Source organism: Paenibacillus liaoningensis (assembly GCF_059609455.1).
Window position 1 is genome coordinate 120,662 of the sequence record NZ_JCAALU010000006.1, and the last position, 24,897, is coordinate 145,558.

Consider the following 24,897-nt stretch of genomic DNA (forward strand, 5'->3'; position numbering starts at 1 on the left):
GCTGGAGGATTAATTCATGGGCGTATCGGCCGCAATGATCGTGAAAAACGGAGAAAGATCAATAGAACGTGCAATAAACAGCATTATGGATGCAGTAGATGAAATTATAGTCGTTGATACGGGTTCAACAGACGAAACTCTTCCCATTCTCAATCGGCTGGCTGGGGAACATGAAAAAGTACAGCTGCACCATTTTACGTGGATAAATGATTTTTCGGCGGCCCGAAACTACTCGCTTTCTCTCGTCATGCATAAATGGACATTCGTTGTAGATGATGATGATGTACTGCCGCTTGATCAAATTCATAAACTAAGACAATATACTTCTGAAATGGATCAGCAGGGACGCGAGGTCGGCATGTACGTCCGTTATAATAATACTGTAGATGGTGTCGTTAATACCGTTCATGAAAAAGCATATTTACGACTATTTCCAAGCAGATTGCGCTATAAAGATATGATTCATGAAATTGTTGATACACAGGGCATGGAGCTGCTGCAATCCGATATTGATATTTTGCATGACGGGTATGATAACAATGTAGTCGATATGAAGCAAAAGGCCGTTCGCAATCTCACCTTGCTGCAGCAAAATTTAAAAGTAGATCAAGGAAATGCCCGCCTCTGGATGCAGCTTGGAAGGGAAATGAAATCGTTTGACCCCGCCAAGGCGCTTCATTTTTTAAATCGCGCAGAGTCGCTTACAACAAATGAAGGTCTGCTGAAATGGATACGTGAAAGCAAGAACGGTCTATAAAAAAAGGAAGCGACACGCCGCGCAGCGTGCTCGCTTCCTTTTTAGTTATGAGTAGCCCTATATGTGCCACTTAGACCAGCTTCGGCAAAAGCTCCTTAAGCGCATGGCCGCGATGGCTGATCTGCTGCTTCTCTTCCTTGGACAGCTGCGCCATGCCGCGATTAAGCGTTGACAGCCAAAACAATGGATCGTAGCCGAAGCCGCCATCGCCGCGCGGCTTGTCCATAATAAAGCCGTCAACGGTTCCTTCGGCTTCCATAAACTCGCCCGTCGCTGGATCATACAGCGCCAGCACGCATACAAACTGCGCACGGCTCAGCAGCTTCGTGCCATCCTCCAGTGCCTCCGCCGCTTCAGGCAACGCCAAGCGGTTCAGCTCCGCAAGCAGCTTCGCATTATTCGAGCTGTCCGTAGCTCCTTCGCCAGAATATCTGGCCGAATATACGCCCGGAGCACCGGCAAGCGCTGCTACGCTCAAGCCGGAATCATCGGCGAGCACCGGCACCTGAAAGGCATCGCCCGCCGCCTTCGCTTTAATTCGCGCATTTGCCGAGAATGTATCGCCATCCTCCACAATATCCGCAAACTCTGGGTATGCGTTCAGGCTGACTACACGCTTTCCAAGCTTCGCGAAAGCGTGGGCAAATTCCTTGACCTTGCCCTCATTTTTCGTAGCAATCAGAATGATCTCGCTGCTTAGCTCCATTATTTCTCTGCTCCTCGTCCGATCAGACCTGCTGCTTCCCCAAGCACCTCGCGCTGCTTTGCAATCAGCTCAGCAATGCCGCCCTCCGCCAGTTCCAGAAGCTCATTCAGCTCCTTGCGGGAAAATGGCGCGTCCTCGCCTGTACCTTGAAGCTCCACAAATTGGCCGCTCCCTGTCATTACGACGTTCATGTCCACCTTGGCCTTGGAGTCCTCGTCATAGGCAAGGTCCAGCATCGGCTGATCTTGAATAACGCCCACGCTCACCGAAGCCAAATAATCCGTAATCGGATATTTCGTAAAGGTGACGTTCGTCGACAGCTTGTTCACTGCCAGACAAAGCGCGAGAAAAGCGCCAGTTATCGAGGTCGTGCGCGTACCTCCATCCGCTTGAATGACATCGCAATCGAGCGTAATCGTTCTTTCTCCAAGCGCCTGCAAATCTACGACAGACCGCAAAGCTCTGCCAATGAGACGTTGGATTTCCATCGTACGGCCCGTCAGCTTGCCCTTAGCCGCCTCCCGATGATTGCGCGAATGGGTTGCTCTGGGCAGCATCGAATATTCCGCTGTAATCCAGCCTTTGCCCTGATTTTTCATAAAAGGAGGCACACGCTCCTCCACGCTTGCTGTACAAATGACCTTTGTTTCTCCGACCTCAATTAGGACGGATCCTTCCGCATATTTATTTACGCCCGCCGTAATTGTAACCGGTCGCAGCTCATTGGTTTGACGTCCATCTGTTCTCATCGTAATGCAGCCTCCTAGCCTATGTTTCAACACAATACTACCCATTTTACCAAAGTAAAACTAGAAAAGCATCCGTAACCGCAAAAAGAGAGCGCCCATGCGCCCTCTCCCTGCCTCGAAGCCATCACGTTTGGCTCCATGCCTTGCTTAAATTTTACTTTTATGACTTCATCGCATTCACATGATGCGGTCTGCCGACTGGCTCGTTGTAAGAAGTATTTTGATCATCTACAACGTTCGCTTCACCGTTCAACCGGATTTGAACTTTCGCTGCTCCTGTATTTTCCGTCACAGATAAGACGACGGCCTGCAGCATTTCAGCAGGAGCATTTTGACCGCTCTCATAGGCGGTATCTTGAAGATCTACCGTTACGGTATCATCCTTCTGCTCAATACTTGTAACCTGAACATCATTGGTCATCACGCCATTCAGCTGCTTGCGGTTAAGCGGGCCGGCAATCAGCTCCTCCACCGCTGCCTTCACCGTCGACTCAGGCCTTGCGATCAGCCTTGTAACGGGAACATAATATTGCTCTTCATTGGATGTTTGGGAGGAGAAATACAGCGTAACTGGTGTTGAGTAAGCCGAGCTGACGCCATCCGCTGTTTCCAGGTTGATGCCGACTGAGCGAGTAAGCGGACGGTCCAGTGGGAAACCATCTACCGGCATTTCGCTCAGCTTGCTGCCCTCGTACCATAGCTCCACCTTTTCAATTCCGGTCATCGCCGTCAGCGTCCACGTAATGGCTTCAACGATTTCCCGCTCTTTCGTTGCTGTATAATCTGCAAAAGGAGCGGAAAACTCTACTGTAGCCATCTTCAACTGTGGATCAACATGGTAGGATTTAATTTGAGTACCTTGTGGAATCACAGCCTGAAAATCTTCCGGAAGCTGGCTCGCATAAGCGCCGCCATCGACCATCATTTCCAGCGCCTTCTGCCCGGCAGCTTCTTTGCCGCCAAGCGTCGTAAGCAGCGAGATTGGTGCAAGGTATCCATTTTTGTCCTCTAAGTATACGGTCAACTGCGTTTCTTCTCCCTGTGGATTTACGCTGCTTGTCTGTCCTGTATTCGTACCGTCAATGACGTTGGTTGATTCCGTCTGAGGCGGGTCAATCTCCTTGCTTGTCTCCGTTGAGAACAGCCCGCACCCTGCGGTCAGCAGAGGCACAACCATAACACCGCTTATCGCGGCAAGGCGAATCCATTTCGTTTGAACCATTTTGTTTTTTCCTCCTCTAGTGATTTTTGCCGCATGCGGCTTTGTACAACTCTCATTTTGTAGTAATATGTATACGAGCCCTTCCCCGTTTTAGACCAGTTTTGTCCACAAAATTACATCCAATAAGGGGGACACCAAGATGACAACACCACAACCATACAGCTTGAACAGCCGCAAGGTTGCCGAAGCGACGGAGGAGTGGCTTGTAAAGCGCGGCATTACGAAAATCGCCGTAGCCCAGCTCGTGCATTTTTTGCAAAAGGATTATTTCCCAGAGCTAACAATCGATGAATGCATCGTAAATGTTGACGCTGTTTTATCCAAGCGCGAGGTGCAAAATGCAGTGCTCACCGGCATCCAGCTCGACATGCTCGCCGAAGAAGGTAAGCTGCTGCCGCCGCTTCAGGAAATGATTAAAAACGATGAAGGGCTGTACGGCTGCGATGAAATTCTCGCCTTGTCCATCGTCAATGTATATGGAAGCATCGGCTTCACAAACTTCGGCTATATTGACAAGCTGAAGCCCGGCATTTTGAAAAAGCTTAACGATAAATCGAGCGGCGATGTACACACTTTCCTCGATGATATTATCGGTGCTATTGCAGCCTCAGCTGCAAGCCGCATTGCTCATCGAAAGCAAGCGGAGCGTGAAGGAGCAACTAATCCCCCGCTCGATTAAAAGTCGGATAGATAACGAACAGGCGCCGCGTCTTGCTAAAGATGCGGCGCCTGTTTGATGTCTAAACAAATGCTTTGTGCTTTGTGCTTTGTGCTTTTTGATTTCTCGTTTGGCCATGCAAATTAGACACTATAATTTTTGCTTTATGCTGTTATCCCCTTAGCTCAGAAACCAGGTTTTCATTTGCAATTCCCCTTTTCTGAGCTAAGGGGATAACTCCCCAAAGCGAACAAAAGACAATATTTATTTCCCCTTCACGCTCAGCCATTCCTCACGCTTTCATTGCCCGGAATAGGCAATAATCATTCCTACCGCAAGCTACACCTCGCGCTGCTAAACAGCGTTCATTTGTAATCGCTTACATGATCAAAAGAGAACCTTTCCGCCTCTTTTCAGCTGAAAACGAGATTTTACAAAAAGCATGCCTGGGGACTATGATCATTGCACCTGCCTCAAACCGAGTCGCCTGCGGAGAGATCAAGTAGCTTTTTTTTCCATGGTGAAAAAACTTATAACAGGAGATAGTAGCAATAACGTGCTCTGCAAAAATGCTTTTCACTCTTACAACTAACTGCTGGCGGTGACCTGAAATGATGACTTTTTTAAAACGGCTTGTAATCGGACGGCCGCTCAAATCCAATGAACTTGGCGACCAGAAGCTGATCAAGCTGAAAGCGCTGGCCATTCTTTCGTCGGATGCTCTATCCTCCGTTGCCTATGGACCGGAACAAATTTTGATTGTATTAATAACGGTAAGTGCTGCTGCATTCTGGTATTCCGTACCGATTGCCGCGTTCGTGCTCATTTTGCTGCTGGCGCTTATTCTGTCTTATCGGCAAATTATTTTCGCCTATCCGCACGGCGGGGGCGCATATGTCGTATCCAAAGAAAATCTCGGCATTTTCCCCGGATTAATTTCAGGCGGCTCCTTGCTAGTGGACTACATATTGACGGTAGCGGTCAGCGTCTCCGCGGGAACCGACGCCATTACGTCGGCTTTTCCCAGCCTCCATGAGCATAATGTGTTGATTGCTGTTATTTTCGTCATTTTGATTACGATATTGAATTTGCGTGGCGTGACCGAGTCGGCATCCATTCTCGCCTACCCGGTGTATTTGTTCGTTCTTGCGCTGTTTATTTTAATCGGAGCAGGTATTTACAATATTGCAACCGGCCATGTGCCGCCTGAGCTGCATACGCCGATTGGGACGCCAGTTGCAGGCATCAGCTTGTTCCTGCTGCTGCGCGCCTTTGCTTCTGGCAGCTCCGCGCTCACAGGGGTAGAAGCCATTTCCAATGCGATACCAAACTTTCGCGACCCGGCTCCCCGAAATGCTGCGAAGACGCTCTCATCAATGGGCATTTTGCTGGCTATTCTCTTCTCTGGCATTGTGTTCCTGGCCTATTATTACGGCATTAAACCGGCGGTAGAAGTAACCGTCGTTTCCCAAATTGCTGAGCATACGTTTGGACGGCATTTTATGTATTTCTTCATTCAGGGCACTACGGCGCTGATTTTGATATTGGCAGCTAATACAGGCTATTCGGCTTTTCCGCTGCTCGCGGTGAATTTGGCTAAAGACAAGTTTATTCCGCGGATGTTTACGGTCAGGGGCGACCGCCTTGGCTATTCCAATGGCATTATCAGCCTTGGCGTGCTATCCATCCTGTTGATTATTGCTTTTGGCGGTCAGACCGAGCATTTGATTCCGCTTTATGCGGTCGGGGTATTCATTCCATTTACCTTGTCCCAGACGGGGATGATTGTGAAATGGGTCCGCCAGAAGCCGAAGGGCTGGGTCGTGAAGCTGCTTATAAACTCGGCAGGGGCGCTCATCAGCTTGATCGTCACAATGATGTTCTTTTTGACGAAGTTCGCGCAAGTATGGCCTGTGCTTGTGTTTCTGCCGATTATTATTTATGTGTTTCACCGGATTAAAAAGCATTACAACGCCGTCGGCGAACAGCTGCGGCTCACAACGTGCGAGCCTGCGATGCCCATCGAAGGCAATGTGCTGATTTTGCCTGTGGCCGGAATGACACATGTTGTTGATAATTCCATTGCCTATGCCAAGTCATTGTCCGTGAATCAAATTATTGCGGTGTATGTGCCATTTGAGCGAGAGGAAGGCGAGGCGTTCGAGGAAAAATGGAAGGATTGGCAGCCGGACGTGCGATTAGTCGTATTGCATTCGCCTTATCGTTCGGTCATGCAGCCGCTGCTGAAATTTATTGATACGGTGGAGCGCAAGGCCAGCCAGTCCAGCTACCGCGTGACGGTGATTATTCCGCAATTTATCCCGAAACGCGGCTGGCATAATATTTTGCACAACCAGACGAGCTTTATGATTCGCGCCCTGCTGCTCCACCGCAAAAACGTCGTAGTTACGACCGTTCCCTATCATCTCAAAAAATAAATAACGCCCGCACGCTCCGTTCGCGATATCCGGCCCGAATGCTCCAGCTCATACAAATGGGCGAGCGTCTCGGCCATTGCAAAACGGTGCTGATGCGGGCTTTGTTGTGCCCGTGCACCGAAAGATCGTCCACACACCTCAAAGCCTGTGAGCGGCTCCTGCAGCATCATCAGCATTTGCTCCAGCCGCTGCACATGATGCTGCTTAATTTCTGCGATTCGGCTGGCAAATGTCGTGAACGAATCATAATGCCCTGGAAAAGCGCGCTTAACCTCATATTCGCTTAAGCGATCCAGACTTGCCAGAAAATCGCCAAGCGGATTCATCTCCTCGCCAGGAACGACGCTAATATTGGGGGTTATGCGCGGCAGCACCTGATCGCCGCATATCATCCATTGTTTATTGGCTTCATAGAAGCAGAGCTGGCCATAGGCATGTCCTGGCGCATCAAGCAGCTCCCACTGTGAACCGCCAAGCTCAAGCGTCTCGCCAGCCTCTATATACATGATTTGATCTTGCTGGGGCTGCGGCGAAACTTTTTCCTGGAAACTGCTTAAGTTGCTGCTAATTTCGTCAATGTAGTGCTGCGGCATGCCATGCAGAGCAAATAATTCAGCAAGCTCTTCTGACATCGTGCTGCCCTCTCCCCATAAGTACCTAACATAGCGATGGGCACGCCGGGACATCAAGACCGGTGCGCCGCTTAGCTCGGCAAAATAACCCGCGAGACCGTAATGATCGGGATGCTGATGCGTAAGGACGATGCGCGAAATTTGCTCTGGCGCAATCGAATGGTCCGCAAATACCGCTTCCCAGACCGCAAGCGTCTCCTCCGTTCGGAGACCAGGATCGATAAGCGTATATCCTCCCGCAGGCTCAGTAAATACGTAGCTGTTTACTGTTTTTAAGGCAAAGGGCAGCGGAAGCTTTACTTGCAGCAGCCCGTGCTCCCATTGCACCGCTTGAGCCGCCATTACGCATTAGCCCTTCCAAGCATAATAAGGCGCGGCGAGTTCAGCTCATCATAGGCTGAGCCATCGACGTTGCCAAATGTTTTCTCCAGCACAAGGCCTGCCTCGGCGAACGCCTGCTCAAACCATGTGAGCGAATACAGGCGAACCTGCTCATCATAATGGCGATTGTCTGCCTCATCGCTGCTTACGGCAATTTCTATATGCTTTTTGACCCAGCCATCTTCAATTTTACGCTGCTCGCGAATGACCCAGCCGGACTCTGCATCCTTGCGCTCCGATGCCGGAACGAGATTACGCTCTACATAAGCCGGATTCAGAAAATCAATTAGAAATGGCGCACCTGGCTTCAGCATGCGGCGAATTTCCCGCAGCACCTGCACGTTCTCTTTTTCATCTGCAAAATAGCCAAACGACGTAAATAAATTAACCGTTCCCTCGAACGCCCCCGATTCGAAAGGGAGCTGGCGCATGTCGCCCTGCACCCAGGTTACGCGCTGCAACGCATCATGCTTCCTCGCTTCGTTAAGCAGCGGTTCCGACAAATCCATCCCCGTCACTTCATAGCCGCAGTCTGCCAGTGCCAGCGCATGGCGTCCCATACCGCAGCCGATGTCCAGCACCTTTGCCGTAGCCGGAAGCTGGAGCCACTGCGCCATCAGCTGTACCTCCTTGTAGGCGTTATCCCAATCCCGATGCTTATAAACAACCATATAATCGCTTCCAAAACTCTGCTCAAACCAGTTGGACATATGTATTCTCCTCTACCCTTGCAATTCACTTCTCATCCCTTCATTGTACTGCACTTTATGCTACTTAGGCAAAAGGATGCCCTGTAATGATTCACTCCAATGGGTATAATTACAGGTCGCTTGGCGCACCTTAAGCCCGTGAGCGACAAGCTGGAAGCTCACTTTGCCCATTTTGCTGCTAAGGAGGAAGCTCTATGATCGACCACATCCGCCTGCTGTTTGCCCAATCGGTTGATTTAAAGGTGCAACAGCTCAAAAATGACGATTTAATTATCGAAATTGCCTATATCTCCTCTTTATGCGACGAGCAAATGATCAGCAATTATGTGCTAGTACCTTTTATGAAGGAAGAGGTGCCTTACGATAAACAGCTGCGTACGATTAGCGACTATCTAGTCGTTGATGATCCAGCTACGTGGACCGATTTGCTGCTGAAAGGCAATATTTTAATAGAAGCTCAAGGCATCGTTTACTCGCTTTACACAGCGAAAATTATTAGTAATGAAAGTACCCAAACCCAAGTAGAAAGTGCAATTCAAGGACCGCAGCTTGCGTTGAACGAAGATTTGAAAAAATCGCTTAACCTCATCCGCAGCATGTACCACTCTCCTGAGCTGTGTGTAGAGGAACACACCGTTGGGTCGCTGTCGAAGACGGAAATTATTGTTCTGTTCGATCAGCGCCGCGTCGATCCGACTGTATTGAATCAGTTAAGGCAAAGACTGACGAAAGCGCAAACCGAGATGCTGCAGGCCGCAGGCGAGCTGGAAACGATTTTAACCGGAAAGCAGTGGCATCTGTTCCCTACTGTCCTGATTACCGAGCGCCCGGATCGCATTACGACGGCTATCTCCAATGGTAAAATCGCCATTCTCATAAAAGGAAATATGTTCGCTCTAGTGCTGCCTGTCACCTTTTTTGACTTTATGCATGCGGTCGAGGATAACTACGAAGCCTTTTGGATGACCCGCACGCTTATCTTACTGCGCTATGTTGCGGTTGTATTGACCATTACGCTGCCTGCCCTCTATGTATCCATTATCTCTTACAATCCAGAGCTCTTTCGGGTACAGCTGGCACTCTCCATCGCCGGAAGCCGCTCGGCTGTACCCTACCCGTCCTTTATTGAGGTAATGGTTATGCTATTTATGATCGAAGCGCTAATTGAGGCTAGTATTCGGCTGCCCCGCTACATTGGCTCAACGGCTACAACCGTCGGCGGTCTTATTTTGGGACAAGCAGCCCAGCAGGCCGGTCTCGTCAGCAGCATTATGATTATTGTGACCTCCGTCGTCGCCATTTCCAATTTTGTCGTTCCGGTCAATTCCTTGTCATTTGCTATCCGCTTTTTGAAATATCCACTTATTGTGATGGCTATCTTTTTCGGCATTACCGGAGTTACCGTCGGCTCATTCATGTACGTGGTCTATTTATGCAATTTGCGAAGCTTCGGCAAGCCTTATTTCCGCATGTTTGCAGGCACAAAATCACAGTCAGGGGACATTGGGCAGGTAAAGGTGGAATGACACGCTACTTCTTTTACAACTTTTTTCTGACCAGCTTCGTCAACTTGATGCTGTATGTGCCGCATATTCTAATCGAACACCGTTACAGTGGCGCCGTCTCCTCGATGCTGATTTCCGGGGCCACCGGAACTTTGCTCACCTATGCCTATACTGCTGCGCTAGCGCATTTTCCCGGCATGGGGCTGCCTGAAATTTTACGGGCCTATTGGCCGCGGTGGCTCGTCTCGCCCATTATGGTTTATGTAGCGATTATTTGCTTCGTATCGTCTACTATTGTCGTGGCCGCCTTTGCGATCATGATCAACCGCTTTTTCAATCCGGAGCTGAATCCGCTGGTCATTTTATGCCTGCTTGTTATTGCCTGCGGCTATGCGGCCTCACGCTCGACGTTATCCGTACAGCATATTATCGAGGTTGGGCTGCTGCTCAATGCGCCGATTATTTTTTTCGTGCTGTTCAAAATGGTGAGAAGCCCGCAGTTAAATTGGGATGCCATTCATACTGTCGCCAATTTTGTGATGGTGCGCCCAGAGCTTGGCTCTATTGCCGCCGGGGTATTTGTATTCACCGGATTTTTCAATCTGTCGATATTTAATCGTCTACTGCCGCCGAATTTCAGCTATACGTATCGCTGGCTCGTACCGATATTTGGCATGATTATTTTGAGCATTTCCTTCTTCGTGCCTATCGGATTCCATGGTACTGAAGCGGTAGATGAATACCTTTATGTATGGAGCATGACTGCTGACTCGATTACACTGCAATACGGTTTTATCGAACGGGTATTGTTTCTGTTCCTGATTGTGTATCTAAATCTATCGCTCATTTATACGATGAGCTGCTGGCATCAAGCGATGGAATTTATTAAAAGCTGCTTCCCCAAGCTGAAAATGGCAACCGACTTCGAGGAAACGCCCGTTATCAACTATATGATTTGCGGTGTGTTTGCTGTAGCTGCCGTAATTTATTTGTTTTTCAGCGATGAACGCTTAGAGTTTATGTTTACGCGCTATTGGCTGACGGCGATGCTGTTTTCTTATATAGCCATCGTGATTTCCGTGTTCATGCTTAGCCGAAAGGAGCGTAAATCCGCATGAAGATGCGCTCGTTAAAGCTCACGCTGCTAGCTTTGTGCATGCTGTTGGCCTGTACAGCATTAAGCGGCTGCGGCTTTAAAGATATTGACAAACGTTATTTTATCGTGGCGATGGGTATCGATTACAGTGGCAAAAAACAAAATCCTTTTCTCATTACGCTGCGCCTGGCCATTGCCTCACCGAAAATCGAGCCCGGCGCTGGCAAAGCGCAAGTAGAAACAATTGAAGCCGCAAGCATCGCCGAAGGTGTGCGTATGCTGAAAGCCCATGTGGACAAGGAATTGGACTTTGGCCATTGCAAAATTTTTCTCATCGGTGAGCGCGTTGCTTATAAGGATTATTCCCCTGTGCTGGATTGGATGAAAAGACGGCGGGATATACAAAGTATTGCGAATTTGGCGATTGGCAAGCCGGATGCCCGGACGATTTTGAAAATTAATCCCCAGGCGGAGCGCTATCCGGGAAATGCGCTGTTTCTAAGCTTCAGTGCAGATGGAACGGACAATCCCTATACGTATGTAGAAAATCTTTCGGATCTGACGAGGCGCGTCATGGAAAAAGGTTTGGACCCCATCATGCCGATTATTCGCAACGAAGGCAACAGCGGCTATGTTATTAACCACACGGCGCTGCTGGATAAAACGAAAATCAAGCTCGTCCTAAAGCCGGAAGAATCACAGCTATTTAACCAGTTGGCTCAAAACTACGAGAAGTCTTCGATTCAAGGAAGTTTCTCAAACAATCGGATTGTGGGAGCCATCAGCAAAATTAAAAGCCATTATCACTTTAGCGAGCATAATGGCAAGCTTCAATTAAACATGGACGTTCGCATAAAAGCGCTTATGGAGGAAGCACCTCCACATTTGTTTGACCAGGGCTGGGGACAGGTGGAGCAAAAGCTAAGCCAAGATTACTCCAAATTGACGGATAAGCTGCTGATAAAAATACAGCAGGCTGGCGTCGATCCTTTCGGCTTTGGCCTGCATTACCGGGCGACTCATGCTGGCGAAGCAGCCTGGCAGCAATGGCAAAATATTTACCCGACGCTGCAATTCGCCGTCAATGCCCGAATCAAAATCGAAGGGACCGGCCTGATTAAATAGGCTGCGGTCCCTTCGTTTGTTATGTAGGCTATGTCATGATTAGTCGGCTTTCGAAGCAAGCCGATCCGTCTGGCGAAGCTGCTCAATTGTGCGGACGCCAATGCCGAACATCGCCGCCTTTAATTCAAACTCAATTCGCTCAAACTGCTGGGTAAGCTGGCGAATTGACAGGTCGGTCGTCCCATGCACCGCTTGCGGCAATAAGACACGCCCAAAGCCAGCGAGATTCGCTCCAAGCGCAATCGCTTTAGCCGCATCAACACCATGCCTTAATCCGCCGCTCGCTATAATGCTCATATGCGGCAATGTGCTGCGAATCGCGCTAACGCTTTCCGCTGTCGGAATGCCCCAATCGGCGAATGCCTCCGCAGCTTGCCGGCGCAATCCATCACCCGCCCGGTATTTCTCGACCTGGCTCCATGAAGTGCCCCCCGCTCCAGCGGCATCAATAAAGGAAATGCCTGCATTCGCAAGCATTGCGGCGGTACCCGCATCAATGCCCCAGCCTACTTCCTTCACACCGACTGGCACAGGGAGGGCGCGGCATACTTGCTCAATTCGCGTCAGCAAGCCGCGAAAGTCCGTGTTGCCTTCCGGCTGAAAAACCTCCTGCATGCTGTTGACGTGAAGCACGAGGGCATTCGCCTCTGCTATGTCAACTGCACGCAAGCAATCATCGGTACCGAAGCCGTAATTCAGCTGTACCGCTCCGAGATTGGCGATGATCGGTACCGAAGGCGCCTCCATTCTGATATGAAAGGAGGCGGCCAAGTCCTCACGCTCAATAGCGGCCCGCATGGAGCCCAGACCAATCGCCCAGCCTCGTGCCTCGGCAGCCTCTGCCAGGCGGCGGTTAATAGCCCCAGCCTCCGAGGTGCCTCCGGTCATAGAGCTGACGAGCAGCGGCGCTTTCATCGACGAATTGAACCACTCCGTCTTAAGTTCAATTTCCTCAAATGACAGCTCAGGCAGCGCATTATGACGGAACCGCAGTCGATCAAGCCCTGTATCGATATGCTGGCCGTTCACTTCCTCCTGCAAGCAAATGCGGATATGCTCATTTTTGCGTTTCGCGGTTTTCGCCGCTTCCTCCGCCTCCGTACGCTGCGTTGTCGTCATTGCCTTTACCTCCTGCAAATATTCTATCCGTCCATCATAACATACGCTGTGAGTACATGTTAAATTGATTGTAAAAATCATTAATATGAACTTTACAATCAAAATTATTGTTAAAAAGATATTTTTAGTTTAAAATAAAATCATAACCTGAAGGAGGCGCTTCATGATGCAAATCATTCACTTTAACGACTGGGAACTGCTTGACGCTTATGCGGCTCAAACCATTATTAATAAAATCCAAGAGAAGCCAAATGCGGTGCTAGGGCTCGCTACAGGCTCGACACCTCTAGGCATCTATGCCAAAATAATAGAAGCATATCGCAGCAAGGAAGTCTCGTTCGCCCAGACGACTACCGTCAATTTGGACGAATATGTAGGCCTGCCTGCCGAGCATGAACAAAGCTATGCTTATTATATGAAGCAGCAGTTATTTTCCCATATTGATATTGCAGACGATCATTATCATTTGCCTAATGGGCTGGCTGAAAATTTGAAAGCCGAATGCGACCGTTACGACCAGCTGCTGGAGCAAAATCCAATCGATATTCAGCTGCTTGGGCTTGGACATAACGGACATATCGGCTTTAATGAGCCTGATGCGTTGCTATCCGCGGGTACCCATGCCGTCCAACTGAAGGCGGCAACGCTGGAAGCAAATGCCCGGTTTTTCTCATCGGCCGCAGAAGTTCCGAAGATGGCGCTGACGATGGGTGTCGGCTCCATCCTGAAAGCACACACCATTATACTCGTGGTTCGCGGCGCAGATAAAGCGGAGATCGTAGAGCAAGCGTTGACCGGCCCTATTACAACTGATGTGCCAGCTTCGCTGCTCCAGACTCATCCCCGGGTTATCGTGCTTCTCGACCGCGAAGCCGGAAGGAAGCTGAAGTAATATGAAAAACTCGCCCTTCTCATGGGTGATTCATCACGTCCATATCGTCTTGGAAGACCGGATCATTGCTGGCAGTGCTGTTATTAAAAATGGCCTCATTTACCGCCTGCTGGAAAATGCTGCTGTTCTTAGTGCTGAAGAACAGGCGCTGCCCGCTATAGATGGAGCCGGCGGCTATTTATTGCCAGGCTTTATCGACGTCCATGTGCATGGCGGCTTTGGCGCCGACTTTATGGATGCCAGCCGCAGCAGCTACGACACGATTACCCGTTTCCACGCCTCCCAGGGCACAACGGGTATGCTGGCGACGACGATGACCGCTTCTAAAGAAGCGATCGAGTCGGTTCTGCATGCAGCAGCGGATTACAGAAGCGGCGACATGCCCTATGCCGCACTGCTTGGTGTCCATCTGGAAGGACCGTTTCTGAATGAAAAATGGATCGGTGCGCAAAATCCCGCTTACCTCTCGCCTCCTCGGCAGAACTGGCTGGAGGCATGGACTGCAGAGTTTCCCGATTTGATTCAAATTTTGACACTTGCGCCTGAACGGGAAGGCTCACTTCCGCTCATTGCCTGGCTTGCTGAAAATAATATCGTCGCCGCTTGCGGCCATACCGATGCCTCCTTCGCGGATATCGAAGCCGCAGCAGACGCTGGACTGTCCCACGCCGTCCATACGTATAATGCGATGCGTCCGCTGCATCACCGCGAGCCGGGAACCGTTGGCGCTGTTCTCAGCGATCCGCGAATATATGCCGAGCTCATTGCCGATGGTCATCATGTCCATCCGGGAGCAATCCGGCTGCTTGCAGCTGCCAAATCGGCAGACAAGCTTATTCTCATTACCGATGCCATGTCGGCAGCGGGCATGCCCGACGGGAATTACTCGCTTGGCGGCTTGGCCGTCGAGATGAAAGATCAGGTTGCCCGCCTGCAAGGCAGCGGCAGTCTCGCAGGCAGCAGTCTGACGATGCTGCGTGCCTTCCGGTACATGCTGGCCAACACTGCGCTGTCTGTCGCCGAAGTCAGCCGCTGCGCCAGCGGTAATGCGGCTAAGCAGCTCGGTATCTACGAGCAGACGGGCTCTATCGCATGCGGCAAGCAAGCAGATGTCATTTTGACGGATGCTGATTTCTCCGCAGTGAGCCATACTTGGGTAGGCGGCAAGCTTGTATTCGATGCTTCCCGGAATTAAACTATCTTCTCTATTAATAAAGCCGTCCTTGCCTAACAGCAGGGGCGGCTTTATTCGTATGGAATATCCAGCATAAGCTTCGCTTTAATTAAGCTTATTTCCGGCAGATGAATCCAATTGCAGCTCACAGCTAGCCTCTTTAACCTATTTCGGATAAAATTGGATAAGTCATTCCGCTTAAAGAAAGGAGAAGCTATGCGCTTATTCCACTCATTCCAATCGATACGTTCTTTTTCTGCTCAAACGCTCACTTTTATAGGAGGCTTATTTTTCGTTGTCGTTTTCGCTGCTTCCTTTATGAATACAGCGCAGCTGCTCCAAAGTCCCTTGCTTGCCGCTAGCGGTGTTTTCCTTACGCTCATCCTTATACTTGCCGCCTCCTGGTTGCTTGGACGCCAAATATCGGCTAAAAGCTATTTGCTCGCACTTATAGCGATCAGCCTGCTGTCCCGGCTCGGCTGGATTATTTGGATCGATACACCTCCCGATTCCGATTTCCTGTTTATGTATAATGCTGCCAAGCTAGCAGCAGCAGGCGATTTTTCATTTAATCAGGATGAATATTTTCTCAGCTGGGTGTACCAGTTTGGCTTTACGATGTATGAAGCAGGTATGATCAAGCTATTTGGCGGAGCAGCGCTGTTCATGCTTAAGCTAGTTAATGTGCTGTTCAGCGCAGCGACCGTGCTGCTCGTTTATTACGCTGCCCTAGAGCTGTTTAACGAGCATACGGCGCGAATTGCGGGGCTGCTGTATGCGCTCTATATTCCCAATATCATCATGTGCTCGGTACTGACGAATCAGCATTGGTCGACATTCTTTTTCACACTCGGCTGCCTGCTCATCATTAGTAAAAGCTTCGAAAACAAATATGGCTGGCTTCTAATCGGCCTCGCCTTCGGACTTGCGAACTTGATGAGACCGCTAAGCCTCGTGTATTTAGCTGGCTTTGCTGCCTTTCTACTGCTATTTCGCTTGTTCAAAGCTAAATCGGGCGATTACAGGCCTGCCGGGCTATCGATTGGAAAATCCACTACATTATTGCTTGCCCGTGCCGCCGGCGTGTTTATTATTTTTTATATGGTGCAAGCTTTAGCCAGCTATGCACTCGTGCAAAGCGAAGCCTCGCAATACCCGTTATCTAACCGGGAGCCTTATTGGAAATTCGTCGTAGGATTAAATGCGGAAACAGATGGCAGATGGTCGCTTGAGGATGGCAAGTACGTGCTGCAATTTAAGCTTGGCGAGGAGCGTGACGCAGCAGAGCTGGCATTGATCAAGGAGCGTCTCGCCGATCCGGCCGCAGTCGCCTCACTGTTTGCGCGCAAGCTCGCTATTTTTTGGGGCGAAGAGGATTCGGCGGTTATGTGGAGCTTGAAGGATATGAATCAGGAACAGCTTGCTGCCGTCCTAAAAATAGCGGAGCGCTTCCTCTTCACTGCCATGAGCGCAGCAGGAGTCTATTCGCTGTACAGCTTATGGCGCAGCCGGTTTGCCGAGCAGCATAAGGCCGGCCACATGCTTTTTCTGATTTTACTGCTGGGCTATGCGTTCGTGCAGCTTTGGATTGAAATACAAGCAAGATATCGGCTCGATCTGCTTCCATGCTTTATTTTATTGCAGAGCTACGGTATCTATATGATGCAAATGAAACGAATAGCGCTGCGAAAAATAAAGGCCGACTCCCTGAATTAAAGGCAGCCGACCTTTAAATATTGAGCAGCAGCAGTGGAAGTTGCCATTGTCCGTGTACTTATCGGCACGATTCCGCTGCTTTATATTTAATTAATGAATGATCATTCATTAAACTTAAAAAAAATTTATCGTTTTATCGCTTTATCGCGTCCCAACTCATTTTAATCGCGCTATCCAGCTTTTCAGGCGTAAACTCAAAATCACCTTTAAACTGCTCTTTAACCAGCTCGGCTACCGGCAAAATGGAATACGTAATGAGCATATGATTATCTACATCCTTGAACAGCTGCTGCTGCTTGCCGCTCTCAAAAAACTCAAATATAGGCATATACAGCGCTGCGCTTTCTTCCAAGCACCAATTTTGCAGCAGTGGCGAGTTCGAGATTTGTTCCATAAACAAAAAATAAGATTTGTGCTCCTGTACAAATTGGATAAAATTGCGAATGTACAGATTAAAGCGCTGCTCGATCGGTGCCGAATGGTCTACCCCATTAAACAGCTTATCGCTCATTATTTTTTTCGCTTTTAAATACGTCTTGCCGAGCATATCCTCCTTATTCTCAAAATAAATGTAAATCGTAGCCGCAGACACATTCGCCCGCTTGGCGATTTTAGAAATGGACGTTTCCGAAATGCCAATTTCGTTAATCAACTGAATCGTAGCTTCAAAAATTAATTCTATTTTATTTTCATCTCTTAGTCTCATGCGTCAACAATAAACGATCGTTTATTTATTGTCAATACTAAACGACAGCTGGCAGATTGCCCCCCCATTTTATGCGACAAAGGCTAGGAATGTAAAAAACAGGCAGCAGGAGCCACTTTCCATGCTCCTGCTGCCTTACCATTGCTAACTATTCGTTTCTGCTACGTAAACGTCAATATTGAGCTGCTGTGCCGCCAGCTTAAGCTCGCCTTCAATCGGCTGATCGGTAATGAAAGCTTGCAGCGCTGCAAGCGGCGAAATCGAGAACAGTGACATTTTGCCAACCTTCGTCTGATCGAACACCGCATACGTCTCAACGGATCGCCTAATCAGCGCTTTGGCAATTTGCGCTTCCTGTTCCGAATACGTCGTAATGCCCCCGCCTGCCGATACACCATCAACGCCAATGAACATTTTGCCAATATTCAAATGATCGACCATGCCTTCTCCCAGCGGCCCGCAAAGCTCAAAGCTGTTGTGGCGCATAATGCCGCCCGTGACAACGACTTGAATCGGGCTCCCCGCCAGCTCCATCGCAATATTCACTGCATTCGTCACGACGGTAATGCCGCTTCTGAGTTTAAGCTGCTTGGCAATCAAATAATTGGTCGTGCCGCCGGACAGGCCGATGACATCGCCCTCCTGAATAAGCGATACCGCCTTCGCGGCAATTCTTTCTTTTTCCAGGTACGAAATATCCTGCTTTTCCGAAAAGCCCATATCACGAACGACGCTGAGCCCATCATACATCGCCCCGCCAATCGTGCGAATAATCGGATAGCTGGCTTCCATTTGCTCTAAGTCTCTTCTTGCGGTCGCTTCCGAACAATCGAATTGCTCCACAATCTCGGAAATCGTAACGCGCCCCTGCTGCTTAAGCAGCTGCAGAATCGCCTCGCGGCGGCGCTGTCCTTTAGACGACGGAACATTCGCTTCAGCCATAATTAACGCTCCACCCATGCTTTATCGCTCATTCGCTGCTCGACAACGCTCCATTCTGGAAGCGCCTCCCAATCTCCACGCATTTGAACGACGAGTGAGCCATTGATGCTCGCAAGCTTTACAGCTTCGACAGGCGTCATTCCCTTCATAATCCCTGCCAAAAAGCCAGCGCAAAAACCATCGCCCGCTCCGACCGTATCAATAACCTTGTCCGCCTTATAGAAAGGAACAGCCGTTTCCTCGCTGCCATCCAGCACGATCGTCGCATCATCTTTGCCTTTAATGATCTTCACCGCATCCAGTTCAAGCAGCTTTTGCTTTACAACATCATAGCTATCTGTGTTGTAAAGCAGCATCAGCTCATCCCAGCCCGGCAAAAAGTAATCCGCATCAGCCGCAAAGGGCAGCAGCACCTCCCGCGCTTCTTCGATCGACCAAAGCTTCAGCCGCAAATTGGGATCAAAGCTTACTTTGACGCCAGCATCCTTTGCAATGTCGATGGCTCTCCGCACCGTCCGGCGGCAATTCTCGCTAAGCGCCGCTGTAATTCCCGTTACATGCAGCAGCTTCGATCCTTGAATGTACGCCTCATCAAGATGCTCTGGCTCCATCCGGCTTGCAGCAGAATGCTTGCGGTAATAATGCACGGCCATGCGGCCTGCTACCGTCTCGCGGAACATCATGCCCGTTGGCGCTTCTTCGCTCAGCCTGACGCGGGATACATCTACCCCTTCCCCGCGAAGCGTTTTCAATATAATCCGCCCGAAAGGATCATTACCAAGAGCGCCGAACCAGCCTACAGAGCTTCCTAAGCGGGAAAGGCCAATGGCGACATTGCTTTCCGCCCCGCCGAAGCCCTGCTCCAGTGTAGTCGCCCGTTCAATCGCCTTATGCTCCTGCGGCATAAATAGCGCCATCGATTCTCCGAATGTAATGATGTCTGGTGATGCTTGTCCCACATTCTCCGCCCCCTGCAACGTTGATTTGAGTTCGCTTTCCTTCCATAATCAAACAAACACGGTGTTCACTTGCCGACTTGCTATACTGTAGCAAAAATCGGGAAACGCATAAAATAAATAACAACCAGGTACAGCACCAGCACGATTAGGCTCATGACGCGAGCTTTGCCGATATGTGCGGAAGCGCTTTGTCCTTCACGAATAGAAGAAACGATGCGCTTCAGCGGCTTCGTAATAATACCGCCCAATGCAGCAATCCCCAAAAACAAAACCGTTACAATAATCATCCAGATTACGGCATAATCGCCTTTCGACATCATGTAGCCGCCTGTCAGAAGCTGTACAATGAGAAAATATTGTGCGACCCGGTTTGCCGACAGCAAGCCATCAGCCAGCCCTTCCTGTCCTACTCCTGCAAGCTTCGATGCCCGGCCAATCATAATCGGCAGCACAATATAAAAACCCATCCCTACAGCGCCCAATAAATGCAGCAAAACCATTACGTTATACATTCAGCTTTCCTCCTAAAAAAATTTGCGGGGCAGCAAGCGCAAGGCAAGCATCGGCTTAATTCTCACATGGCAAAGCTTGCGCTTAAATGCGCAAGCTTTATTGTAGCGATGCGATGAGTGCCCGCCAGCGCTGCATTAGCACCGTTTTTCTACTAAACACAGTATACTAAATGAACCTAGCAAATACAAAGAACTTCCATAAACCCATTAACTTACTCCGTTAAAAAACTAGCCTTCGCTCAATCCTCTGCCTTCAGGCCGTATTTAAAAATAACGGCATGGATCGCAAAATAATCGACATCGTCCGGCAGCGCATCTTTAATCGGACGCAGCTTCTCGGGACCCAGCTCCATAATGGCTGCTACAATTTCCTCTTCGCGATGGGCGGGAATAATTCGGCTAAAGTCCAGCTCATAGCCCTCCTCCGCACAGCGGATAATATGCCCTTCCACTGTTACCCGGCTGAGGCCGCGCTCTGCGGAAATGGCCTGCGGCGATTTGCCTTCATTAAACAGCTCTAAAGACAGCACATGGCTAGGCGTTTCATCATTCCCTCCCCTGCTGGAAGACTCTGCGGAAGCCGTCCTTGACTGCCCAACAGCAGATGCCTGCCCTGAAAAGGAAGCTGCCCCTCCTGCTGCACCGCCAGCTGCTTCGTTAGGCTTGCCTGCATGCTCGCCAATAATAGCCAGCACCTCGGCACCATATTTCCGCGCCTTGGCTGCGCCAATCCCTTTCGTTTGCAGCAGCTCATCTTCCGTTAGTGGTCTGGCATCAGCAAGTTCTTTGAGCGTTGCATCAAAAAACAGCATAAACGGCGGCACATTTTCGCGGGCTGCCGTCTCTTTGCGCCACTGCTTGAGCGCATCGAACAGCGGAGAAGCCATTCCGCGCTGCCCCGAATCTCTGCGTTTTACCGTTGTCCGCAGACGCTGCATGACCGTCTCCTTGCCTTCCAGAACAGGCAAAGCATTCGTCGTGAGCGAGACGGTCGGATATTGCCCATCACTCATCCGCAAGTAGCCCTCGGCGACAAGCCAATATAGCCAATCGGTAATTTCCTTCTCTGGCCAGCTGCTGAGCAGCCCATATGTAGTGAGCTCATCCAGCCTGAACTCCAGCAGCCGTTTGTCGCGTGAGCCTTTAAGAACTTTAGCTGCCATCGTCACGCCAAACCGACCGCGCATTCTGCCAACGCAGGAAAGGGCCTTCTGCGCTTCCGACGTTCGATCAACCAGCTCGCTTTTGTCGAGGCAATTGCCGCATTTTCCGCACGGCTCTACATTTTTCTCGCCAAAATAATCGACGATAAACTGCTGCAGGCAGCGATGCGTCCGGCTGTAGTTCATCATCGTATTCAGCTTGGACAGCTGAATCGACTTCCGTTCTGTATCGCCGACGCCCTGCTCGATAAGAAACCGCTGCACCTGCACATCCTGAGGCTCGAACAGCAAAATGCATTCGCTTTCCTCGCCGTCGCGTCCCGCCCGGCCCGCTTCCTGATAATACGACTCAACGTCGCCGGGCATTTGCCAGTGCAGCACATAACGCACGTTAGGCTTGTCAATGCCCATGCCAAACGCATTCGTGGCGACCATTACGCGCAGTTCATCGAAACGGAAGCGCTCCTGAGTCGTCGCTCGCTCCTCGTCGGACAAGCCGCCATGATATTTGCCTGCGGCAATCCCTTTGCGTACAAGCTGATCATGCACGGACTCGGCTTCTTTGCGCGTAGCCGTATAAATAATGCCCGACTGCTCTTCGCGCTCGGTTATAAACTTCTGCAAAAATTTCTTTTTGTCCGCCCCGCTAATGACCGACAACGATAAATTCGGCCTAGCAAAGCCGCTCACAAAAATATTCGGATCATGCATGCCCAGCATAGCCGATACATCCCGCGCCACCTCGTCCGTTGCCGTTGCGGTAAAGCCTGCAACTAGCGGACGGTTAGCGAGCTGTCCAATCCAGCCTGCCAGCTGGCGATAGCTTGGGCGGAAATCATGCCCCCACTGCGAGACACAGTGGGCCTCATCAATGGCGATCATCGGAATTTCCATCTGCTCGCTAAGTGAGCTGAACATTGGCGCATCAAGCCGCTCTGGCGCCACATACAGCAGCTTGTAATCGCCTCTGAACGCGCTTCGCAGTACTTCCCGGTATTCTACAGCTCCAAGCGAGCTGTTCAAAAATGCCGCTGGAATGCCGAGCCTGTTCAGCGCATCGACCTGATCCTTCATAAGCGATATGAGCGGAGAAACAACAAGCGTCGTTCCATTCAGCAGCAAGGACGGTATTTGGTAACAGACGGACTTGCCTCCGCCAGTCGGGAGAATGGCAAGCGTATCCCGGCCTTCCAGTATTCCTTGAATAATGGCTTCCTGTCCAGGTCGAAACGAGTCATAGCCGTACACCCGTTTCAGCTCGGCTCTAGCTTGCTCCAGCATGCTTCTTTCCCTCCCTTTGCACATTAAGCATCCTAAAAAATAGACCCATTACAAATATAAGCCCATTATAAGGGGGAACCTTACAACTTCTTATATTTCAAACGGAAAAACCCTGCCAGCAAAGTGTCAGGGTCCTCCCGTACTAAATCTTTTATATAAGCCAGCTTGCTTTAGCTAAGTCCATTAAGCAGTTACGATTTGGATAACATTTCGAACCGATTGCGCTGATTGATCAAGCGCAGCCTTTTCTTCTGCCGTCAAATCAAGCTCCAGCACTTTCTCAATGCCATCGCCGCCAATAACCGCGGGTACGCCCATGAACAGATCGTCATAGCCATATTCGCCTTCAAGGTAAGCGATAACTGGAATAATGCGTTTTTTGTCCTTCAAGATCGCTTCCGTCATTTGCACAAGCGCTGCAGCTGGCGCATAATATGCGCTGCCGTTGCCGAGCAAATTAACGATTTCGCCGCCGCCAACACGAGCGCGCTGTACAATCGCTTCAATGCGCTCAGCAGAGATCAGCTTATCGATAGGAATACCGCCAGCGTTGGAATACCGAACAAGTGGAACCATATCATCGCCATGACCGCCAAGCACGAAGCCGCGAACATCTTCCACGGAAACGTTAAGCTCTTGCGCAATAAATGTGCAGTAACGAGCAGTGTCAAGAACGCCGGATTGGCCGATAACGCGATTTTTAGGGAAACCAAGCGCTTGGTAAGCAACGTAAGTCATAGCGTCAACCGGGTTGCTAAGAATAATGACATAAGCGTTAGGGCTTGTTGCCTTTACGTTCTCACAAACGGATTTCACGATACCCGCGTTGGTGTTAACAAGATCGTCACGGCTCATGCCGGGTTTACGGGCAATGCCCGCAGTAATTATAACGACATCGGAATCCTTCGTATCTGCATAGTTAGAAGTCCCGATAATGTTAACATCAAGGCCTTGTACTGGTGTCGATTCAAGCATGTCAAGCGCTTTGCCCTTTGTCGGGTTTTCCAATTGTGGAATATCGACGAGCACAACGTCGCCTAGCTCTTTTTGTGCTGCCATCAGGGCAGTTGTAGCGCCTGTGAAGCCTGCTCCAACAACAGTAATTTTTCTGCGTTTGATTGCCATTGTCTCATTACCTCCAGCCATTGTTGGTTCTAGAAGTTGTTAATAACCTCGTCAGCGAACTCGGAGCATTTCACTTCTTTAGCGCCATCCATCAAGCGGGCAAAGTCATAAGTTACTGTTTTGTTGTTGATCGATGCTTCCAGACCTTTGTAGATCAGGTCAGCCGCTTCCTGCCAGCCAAGGTGCTCAAGCAGCATTACGCCGGAGAGAATAACCGAGCCTGGGTTAACAACGTCTTTATCTGCATATTTAGGAGCTGTACCATGCGTAGCTTCAAAAATAGCATGTCCAGTCAAGTAGTTGATGTTTGCTCCTGGAGCGATACCGATACCGCCAACTTGCGCTGCAAGTGCATCGGACAGGTAGTCGCCGTTCAGGTTCAGCGTTGCGATTACGTCAAAGTCAGTCGGTCGAGTCAGAACTTGCTGCAAAGCGATGTCCGCAATAGCGTCCTTCACGATCAGCTTGCCTGCTGCTTCCGCAGCTGCTTGTGCTGCATTTGCAGCTTCTGTGCCTTCTGCTTCTTTAATGCGGTCATATTGACCCCAAGTGAAGGTTTGCTCTGCAAATTCTGTTTCAGCTACTTCGTAGCCCCAGTTTTTGAAAGCTCCTTCTGTAAATTTCATGATGTTGCCTTTGTGTACCAGTGTAAGCGACTTGCGGCCATGCTTAAGCGCATATTCAATTGCTGCGCGGGCAAGGCGCTGCGAACCTTCTTTGGAAACCGGCTTGATGCCGATACCGGAAGTTTCAGGGAAACGGATTTTGTTAACGCCCATTTCAGTTTGCAGGAAGTTGATCACTTTTTTCACTTCTGCGGAACCTTCTTGGTACTCGATACCTGCATAAATGTCCTCTGTGTTTTCACGGAAAATAACCATGTCAACCAGCTCAGGGCGTTTTACAGGGGAAGGAACGCCGTCGAAGTAACGAACAGGACGCAGACATACGTACAGGTCAAGCTCTTGGCGAAGCGCTACGTTCAGGGAACGGATGCCGCCGCCGATTGGCGTAGTCAAAGGACCTTTGATTGCTACGATATATTCACGAATCGCTGTCAGCGTATCAGCTGGCAGCCACTCGCCGTATTCATTGAATGCTTTCTCGCCGGCAAAAACTTCGTACCAAGCGATCTTTTTGTCGCCGCCGTAAGCTTTCGCTACAGCTGCGTCAAGCACGCGTTTCGAAGCACGCCAGATGTCGCGGCCTGTGCCGTCGCCTTCGATGAAAGGAATGATTGGATTGCTAGGAACGTTCAGCACACCGTTGTCGATAGTGATTTTGTCGCCTTCAGTAGGTACTGCGAATTTTTCGAATTGAGCCATTGTT

22 protein-coding genes are annotated in these 24,897 nt (G+C 49.9%); 9 read left to right on the plus strand and 13 right to left on the minus strand.

Features of this window, described 5'->3' with window-relative positions; genetic code table 11:
• The first annotated feature begins 16 nt into the window (after nucleotides 1-16).
• Nucleotides 17-757 (plus strand): glycosyltransferase, encoded by a 741-nt coding sequence (locus AC6B99_RS10115; protein WP_494882759.1) that lies wholly within the window; start codon nucleotides 17-19, stop codon nucleotides 755-757.
• A 70-nt stretch (nucleotides 758-827) separates the two neighbouring features.
• Here the strand turns inward: AC6B99_RS10115 and rdgB are convergent, their stop codons facing one another.
• The 3 genes from rdgB to AC6B99_RS10130 all read right to left on the minus strand — a co-directional run bounded on the left by rdgB (nucleotide 828) and on the right by AC6B99_RS10130 (nucleotide 3,434).
• Nucleotides 828-1,463 carry an RdgB/HAM1 family non-canonical purine NTP pyrophosphatase gene (gene rdgB / locus AC6B99_RS10120; RefSeq protein ID WP_494882754.1) on the minus strand — a complete coding sequence of 212 codons (636 nt, stop codon included), beginning with the start codon at nucleotides 1,461-1,463 and terminating at the stop codon, nucleotides 828-830.
• Nucleotides 1,463-2,212 (minus strand): ribonuclease PH, encoded by a 750-nt coding sequence (gene rph, locus AC6B99_RS10125; RefSeq protein ID WP_056039848.1) that lies wholly within the window; start codon nucleotides 2,210-2,212, stop codon nucleotides 1,463-1,465. Before rph ends, rdgB begins: the two co-directional genes overlap by 1 nt.
• 160 nt (nucleotides 2,213-2,372) lie before the next feature.
• Nucleotides 2,373-3,434 carry a GerMN domain-containing protein gene (locus AC6B99_RS10130; RefSeq protein ID WP_494882749.1) on the minus strand — a complete coding sequence of 354 codons (1,062 nt, stop codon included), beginning with the start codon at nucleotides 3,432-3,434 and terminating at the stop codon, nucleotides 2,373-2,375.
• Between the two features lie 139 nt (nucleotides 3,435-3,573).
• Here AC6B99_RS10130 and AC6B99_RS10135 point away from each other — a divergent pair, with 139 nt between their 5' ends.
• Together AC6B99_RS10135 and AC6B99_RS10140 are read left to right on the plus strand one after the other, a co-directional pair.
• Entirely contained in the window at nucleotides 3,574-4,113 is a 540-nt protein-coding gene (locus tag AC6B99_RS10135; RefSeq protein ID WP_056039845.1) for a phosphatidylglycerophosphatase A family protein, read from the plus strand.
• 590 nt (nucleotides 4,114-4,703) lie between these two features.
• The gene (locus AC6B99_RS10140) at nucleotides 4,704-6,530 is read left to right on the plus strand and encodes an APC family permease (RefSeq protein WP_056039843.1); all 1,827 of its coding nucleotides are present in this window, start codon (nucleotides 4,704-4,706) and stop codon (nucleotides 6,528-6,530) included.
• Here AC6B99_RS10140 and AC6B99_RS10145 read toward each other — a convergent pair.
• A complete protein-coding gene (locus AC6B99_RS10145; RefSeq protein WP_494864046.1) occupies nucleotides 6,515-7,504 on the minus strand; it encodes an MBL fold metallo-hydrolase in 990 nt (329 codons plus the stop codon). The genes AC6B99_RS10140 and AC6B99_RS10145 overlap by 16 nt on opposite strands.
• Nucleotides 7,504-8,253, minus strand: coding sequence for a class I SAM-dependent methyltransferase (locus AC6B99_RS10150; RefSeq protein WP_056039838.1), 750 nt, complete (start codon nucleotides 8,251-8,253; stop codon nucleotides 7,504-7,506). The genes AC6B99_RS10145 and AC6B99_RS10150 overlap by 1 nt, the downstream gene beginning before the upstream one ends.
• Before the next feature lie 194 nt (nucleotides 8,254-8,447).
• On the opposite strand from AC6B99_RS10150, the gene AC6B99_RS10155 reads away from it, so the two are divergent.
• The 3 genes from AC6B99_RS10155 to AC6B99_RS10165 are packed head-to-tail and all read left to right on the plus strand — an operon-like array spanning nucleotide 8,448 to nucleotide 11,979.
• Nucleotides 8,448-9,779, plus strand: coding sequence for a spore germination protein (locus AC6B99_RS10155; protein ID WP_056039836.1), 1,332 nt, complete (start codon nucleotides 8,448-8,450; stop codon nucleotides 9,777-9,779).
• Nucleotides 9,776-10,876, plus strand: a complete 1,101-nt coding sequence (locus AC6B99_RS10160) for a GerAB/ArcD/ProY family transporter (RefSeq protein WP_056039834.1) — start codon at nucleotides 9,776-9,778, stop codon at nucleotides 10,874-10,876. The genes AC6B99_RS10155 and AC6B99_RS10160 overlap by 4 nt, the downstream gene beginning before the upstream one ends.
• The gene (locus AC6B99_RS10165; protein WP_494882741.1) at nucleotides 10,873-11,979 is read left to right on the plus strand and encodes a Ger(x)C family spore germination protein; all 1,107 of its coding nucleotides are present in this window, start codon (nucleotides 10,873-10,875) and stop codon (nucleotides 11,977-11,979) included. Before AC6B99_RS10160 ends, AC6B99_RS10165 begins: the two co-directional genes overlap by 4 nt.
• A 39-nt stretch (nucleotides 11,980-12,018) precedes the next feature.
• Here AC6B99_RS10165 and fni read toward each other — a convergent pair whose 3' ends face one another.
• The gene (fni, locus tag AC6B99_RS10170) at nucleotides 12,019-13,098 is read right to left on the minus strand and encodes a type 2 isopentenyl-diphosphate Delta-isomerase (protein WP_496663291.1); all 1,080 of its coding nucleotides are present in this window, start codon (nucleotides 13,096-13,098) and stop codon (nucleotides 12,019-12,021) included.
• A 166-nt stretch (nucleotides 13,099-13,264) separates the two neighbouring features.
• On the opposite strand from fni, the gene nagB reads away from it, so the two are divergent.
• The 3 genes from nagB to AC6B99_RS10185 all read left to right on the plus strand — a co-directional run bounded on the left by nagB (nucleotide 13,265) and on the right by AC6B99_RS10185 (nucleotide 16,880).
• Nucleotides 13,265-13,990 carry a glucosamine-6-phosphate deaminase gene (nagB, locus tag AC6B99_RS10175; RefSeq protein WP_056040131.1) on the plus strand — a complete coding sequence of 242 codons (726 nt, stop codon included), beginning with the start codon at nucleotides 13,265-13,267 and terminating at the stop codon, nucleotides 13,988-13,990.
• Between the two features lies 1 nt (nucleotide 13,991).
• Nucleotides 13,992-15,185 (plus strand): N-acetylglucosamine-6-phosphate deacetylase, encoded by a 1,194-nt coding sequence (gene nagA, locus AC6B99_RS10180; RefSeq protein ID WP_496663292.1) that lies wholly within the window; start codon nucleotides 13,992-13,994, stop codon nucleotides 15,183-15,185.
• Nucleotides 15,186-15,482: 297 nt separating this feature from the next.
• Nucleotides 15,483-16,880 carry an ArnT family glycosyltransferase gene (locus tag AC6B99_RS10185; RefSeq protein ID WP_496663293.1) on the plus strand — a complete coding sequence of 466 codons (1,398 nt, stop codon included), beginning with the start codon at nucleotides 15,483-15,485 and terminating at the stop codon, nucleotides 16,878-16,880.
• 133 nt (nucleotides 16,881-17,013) lie between these two features.
• Here the strand turns inward: AC6B99_RS10185 and AC6B99_RS10190 are convergent, their stop codons facing one another.
• The 7 genes from AC6B99_RS10190 to icd form a co-directional block, all read right to left on the minus strand.
• A complete protein-coding gene (locus AC6B99_RS10190) occupies nucleotides 17,014-17,586 on the minus strand; it encodes a TetR/AcrR family transcriptional regulator (RefSeq protein WP_056039824.1) in 573 nt (190 codons plus the stop codon).
• A 144-nt stretch (nucleotides 17,587-17,730) separates the two neighbouring features.
• Complete coding sequence (locus tag AC6B99_RS10195) at nucleotides 17,731-18,528, minus strand: DeoR/GlpR family DNA-binding transcription regulator (RefSeq protein WP_056039822.1); 798 nt, start codon at nucleotides 18,526-18,528, stop codon at nucleotides 17,731-17,733.
• A gap of 2 nt (nucleotides 18,529-18,530) precedes the next feature.
• On the minus strand, nucleotides 18,531-19,487 hold the full coding sequence (locus AC6B99_RS10200; protein WP_056039820.1) for a sugar kinase: 957 nt from the start codon (nucleotides 19,485-19,487) through the stop codon (nucleotides 18,531-18,533).
• Between the two features lie 80 nt (nucleotides 19,488-19,567).
• The gene (locus AC6B99_RS10205) at nucleotides 19,568-19,999 is read right to left on the minus strand and encodes a hypothetical protein (RefSeq protein WP_056039818.1); all 432 of its coding nucleotides are present in this window, start codon (nucleotides 19,997-19,999) and stop codon (nucleotides 19,568-19,570) included.
• A gap of 239 nt (nucleotides 20,000-20,238) precedes the next feature.
• Nucleotides 20,239-22,443 carry a DNA helicase RecQ gene (gene recQ, locus AC6B99_RS10210; protein WP_496663294.1) on the minus strand — a complete coding sequence of 735 codons (2,205 nt, stop codon included), beginning with the start codon at nucleotides 22,441-22,443 and terminating at the stop codon, nucleotides 20,239-20,241.
• Nucleotides 22,444-22,626: 183 nt separating this feature from the next.
• Nucleotides 22,627-23,568: a malate dehydrogenase gene (mdh, locus tag AC6B99_RS10215; protein ID WP_496663295.1), complete on the minus strand. Its 942-nt coding sequence runs from the start codon at nucleotides 23,566-23,568 to the stop codon at nucleotides 22,627-22,629.
• 29 nt (nucleotides 23,569-23,597) lie between these two features.
• Entirely contained in the window at nucleotides 23,598-24,893 is a 1,296-nt protein-coding gene (gene icd / locus AC6B99_RS10220) for an NADP-dependent isocitrate dehydrogenase (RefSeq protein ID WP_496663296.1), read from the minus strand.
• Between the last annotated feature and the right edge of the window lie 4 nt (nucleotides 24,894-24,897).

Bases quoted from the DNA above. Each gene is read 5' to 3' on its own strand.
- AC6B99_RS10115 (WP_494882759.1), top strand. From the start codon at position 17: ATGGGCGTATCGGCCGCAATGATCGTGAAAAACGGAGAAAGATCAATA.
- rdgB (WP_494882754.1), bottom strand. From the start codon at position 1,463: ATGGAGCTAAGCAGCGAGATCATTCTGATTGCTACGAAAAATGAGGGC.
- rph (WP_056039848.1), bottom strand. From the start codon at position 2,212: ATGAGAACAGATGGACGTCAAACCAATGAGCTGCGACCGGTTACAATT.
- AC6B99_RS10130 (WP_494882749.1), bottom strand. From the start codon at position 3,434: ATGGTTCAAACGAAATGGATTCGCCTTGCCGCGATAAGCGGTGTTATG.
- AC6B99_RS10135 (WP_056039845.1), top strand. From the start codon at position 3,574: ATGACAACACCACAACCATACAGCTTGAACAGCCGCAAGGTTGCCGAA.
- AC6B99_RS10140 (WP_056039843.1), top strand. From the start codon at position 4,704: ATGATGACTTTTTTAAAACGGCTTGTAATCGGACGGCCGCTCAAATCC.
- AC6B99_RS10145 (WP_494864046.1), bottom strand. From the start codon at position 7,504: ATGGCGGCTCAAGCGGTGCAATGGGAGCACGGGCTGCTGCAAGTAAAG.
- AC6B99_RS10150 (WP_056039838.1), bottom strand. From the start codon at position 8,253: ATGTCCAACTGGTTTGAGCAGAGTTTTGGAAGCGATTATATGGTTGTT.
- AC6B99_RS10155 (WP_056039836.1), top strand. From the start codon at position 8,448: ATGATCGACCACATCCGCCTGCTGTTTGCCCAATCGGTTGATTTAAAG.
- AC6B99_RS10160 (WP_056039834.1), top strand. From the start codon at position 9,776: ATGACACGCTACTTCTTTTACAACTTTTTTCTGACCAGCTTCGTCAAC.
- AC6B99_RS10165 (WP_494882741.1), top strand. From the start codon at position 10,873: ATGAAGATGCGCTCGTTAAAGCTCACGCTGCTAGCTTTGTGCATGCTG.
- fni (WP_496663291.1), bottom strand. From the start codon at position 13,098: ATGACGACAACGCAGCGTACGGAGGCGGAGGAAGCGGCGAAAACCGCG.
- nagB (WP_056040131.1), top strand. From the start codon at position 13,265: ATGCAAATCATTCACTTTAACGACTGGGAACTGCTTGACGCTTATGCG.
- nagA (WP_496663292.1), top strand. From the start codon at position 13,992: ATGAAAAACTCGCCCTTCTCATGGGTGATTCATCACGTCCATATCGTC.
- AC6B99_RS10185 (WP_496663293.1), top strand. From the start codon at position 15,483: ATGAATACAGCGCAGCTGCTCCAAAGTCCCTTGCTTGCCGCTAGCGGT.
- AC6B99_RS10190 (WP_056039824.1), bottom strand. From the start codon at position 17,586: ATGAGACTAAGAGATGAAAATAAAATAGAATTAATTTTTGAAGCTACG.
- AC6B99_RS10195 (WP_056039822.1), bottom strand. From the start codon at position 18,528: ATGGCTGAAGCGAATGTTCCGTCGTCTAAAGGACAGCGCCGCCGCGAG.
- AC6B99_RS10205 (WP_056039818.1), bottom strand. From the start codon at position 19,999: ATGTATAACGTAATGGTTTTGCTGCATTTATTGGGCGCTGTAGGGATG.
- recQ (WP_496663294.1), bottom strand. From the start codon at position 22,443: ATGCTGGAGCAAGCTAGAGCCGAGCTGAAACGGGTGTACGGCTATGAC.
- mdh (WP_496663295.1), bottom strand. From the start codon at position 23,568: ATGGCAATCAAACGCAGAAAAATTACTGTTGTTGGAGCAGGCTTCACA.
- icd (WP_496663296.1), bottom strand. From the start codon at position 24,893: ATGGCTCAATTCGAAAAATTCGCAGTACCTACTGAAGGCGACAAAATC.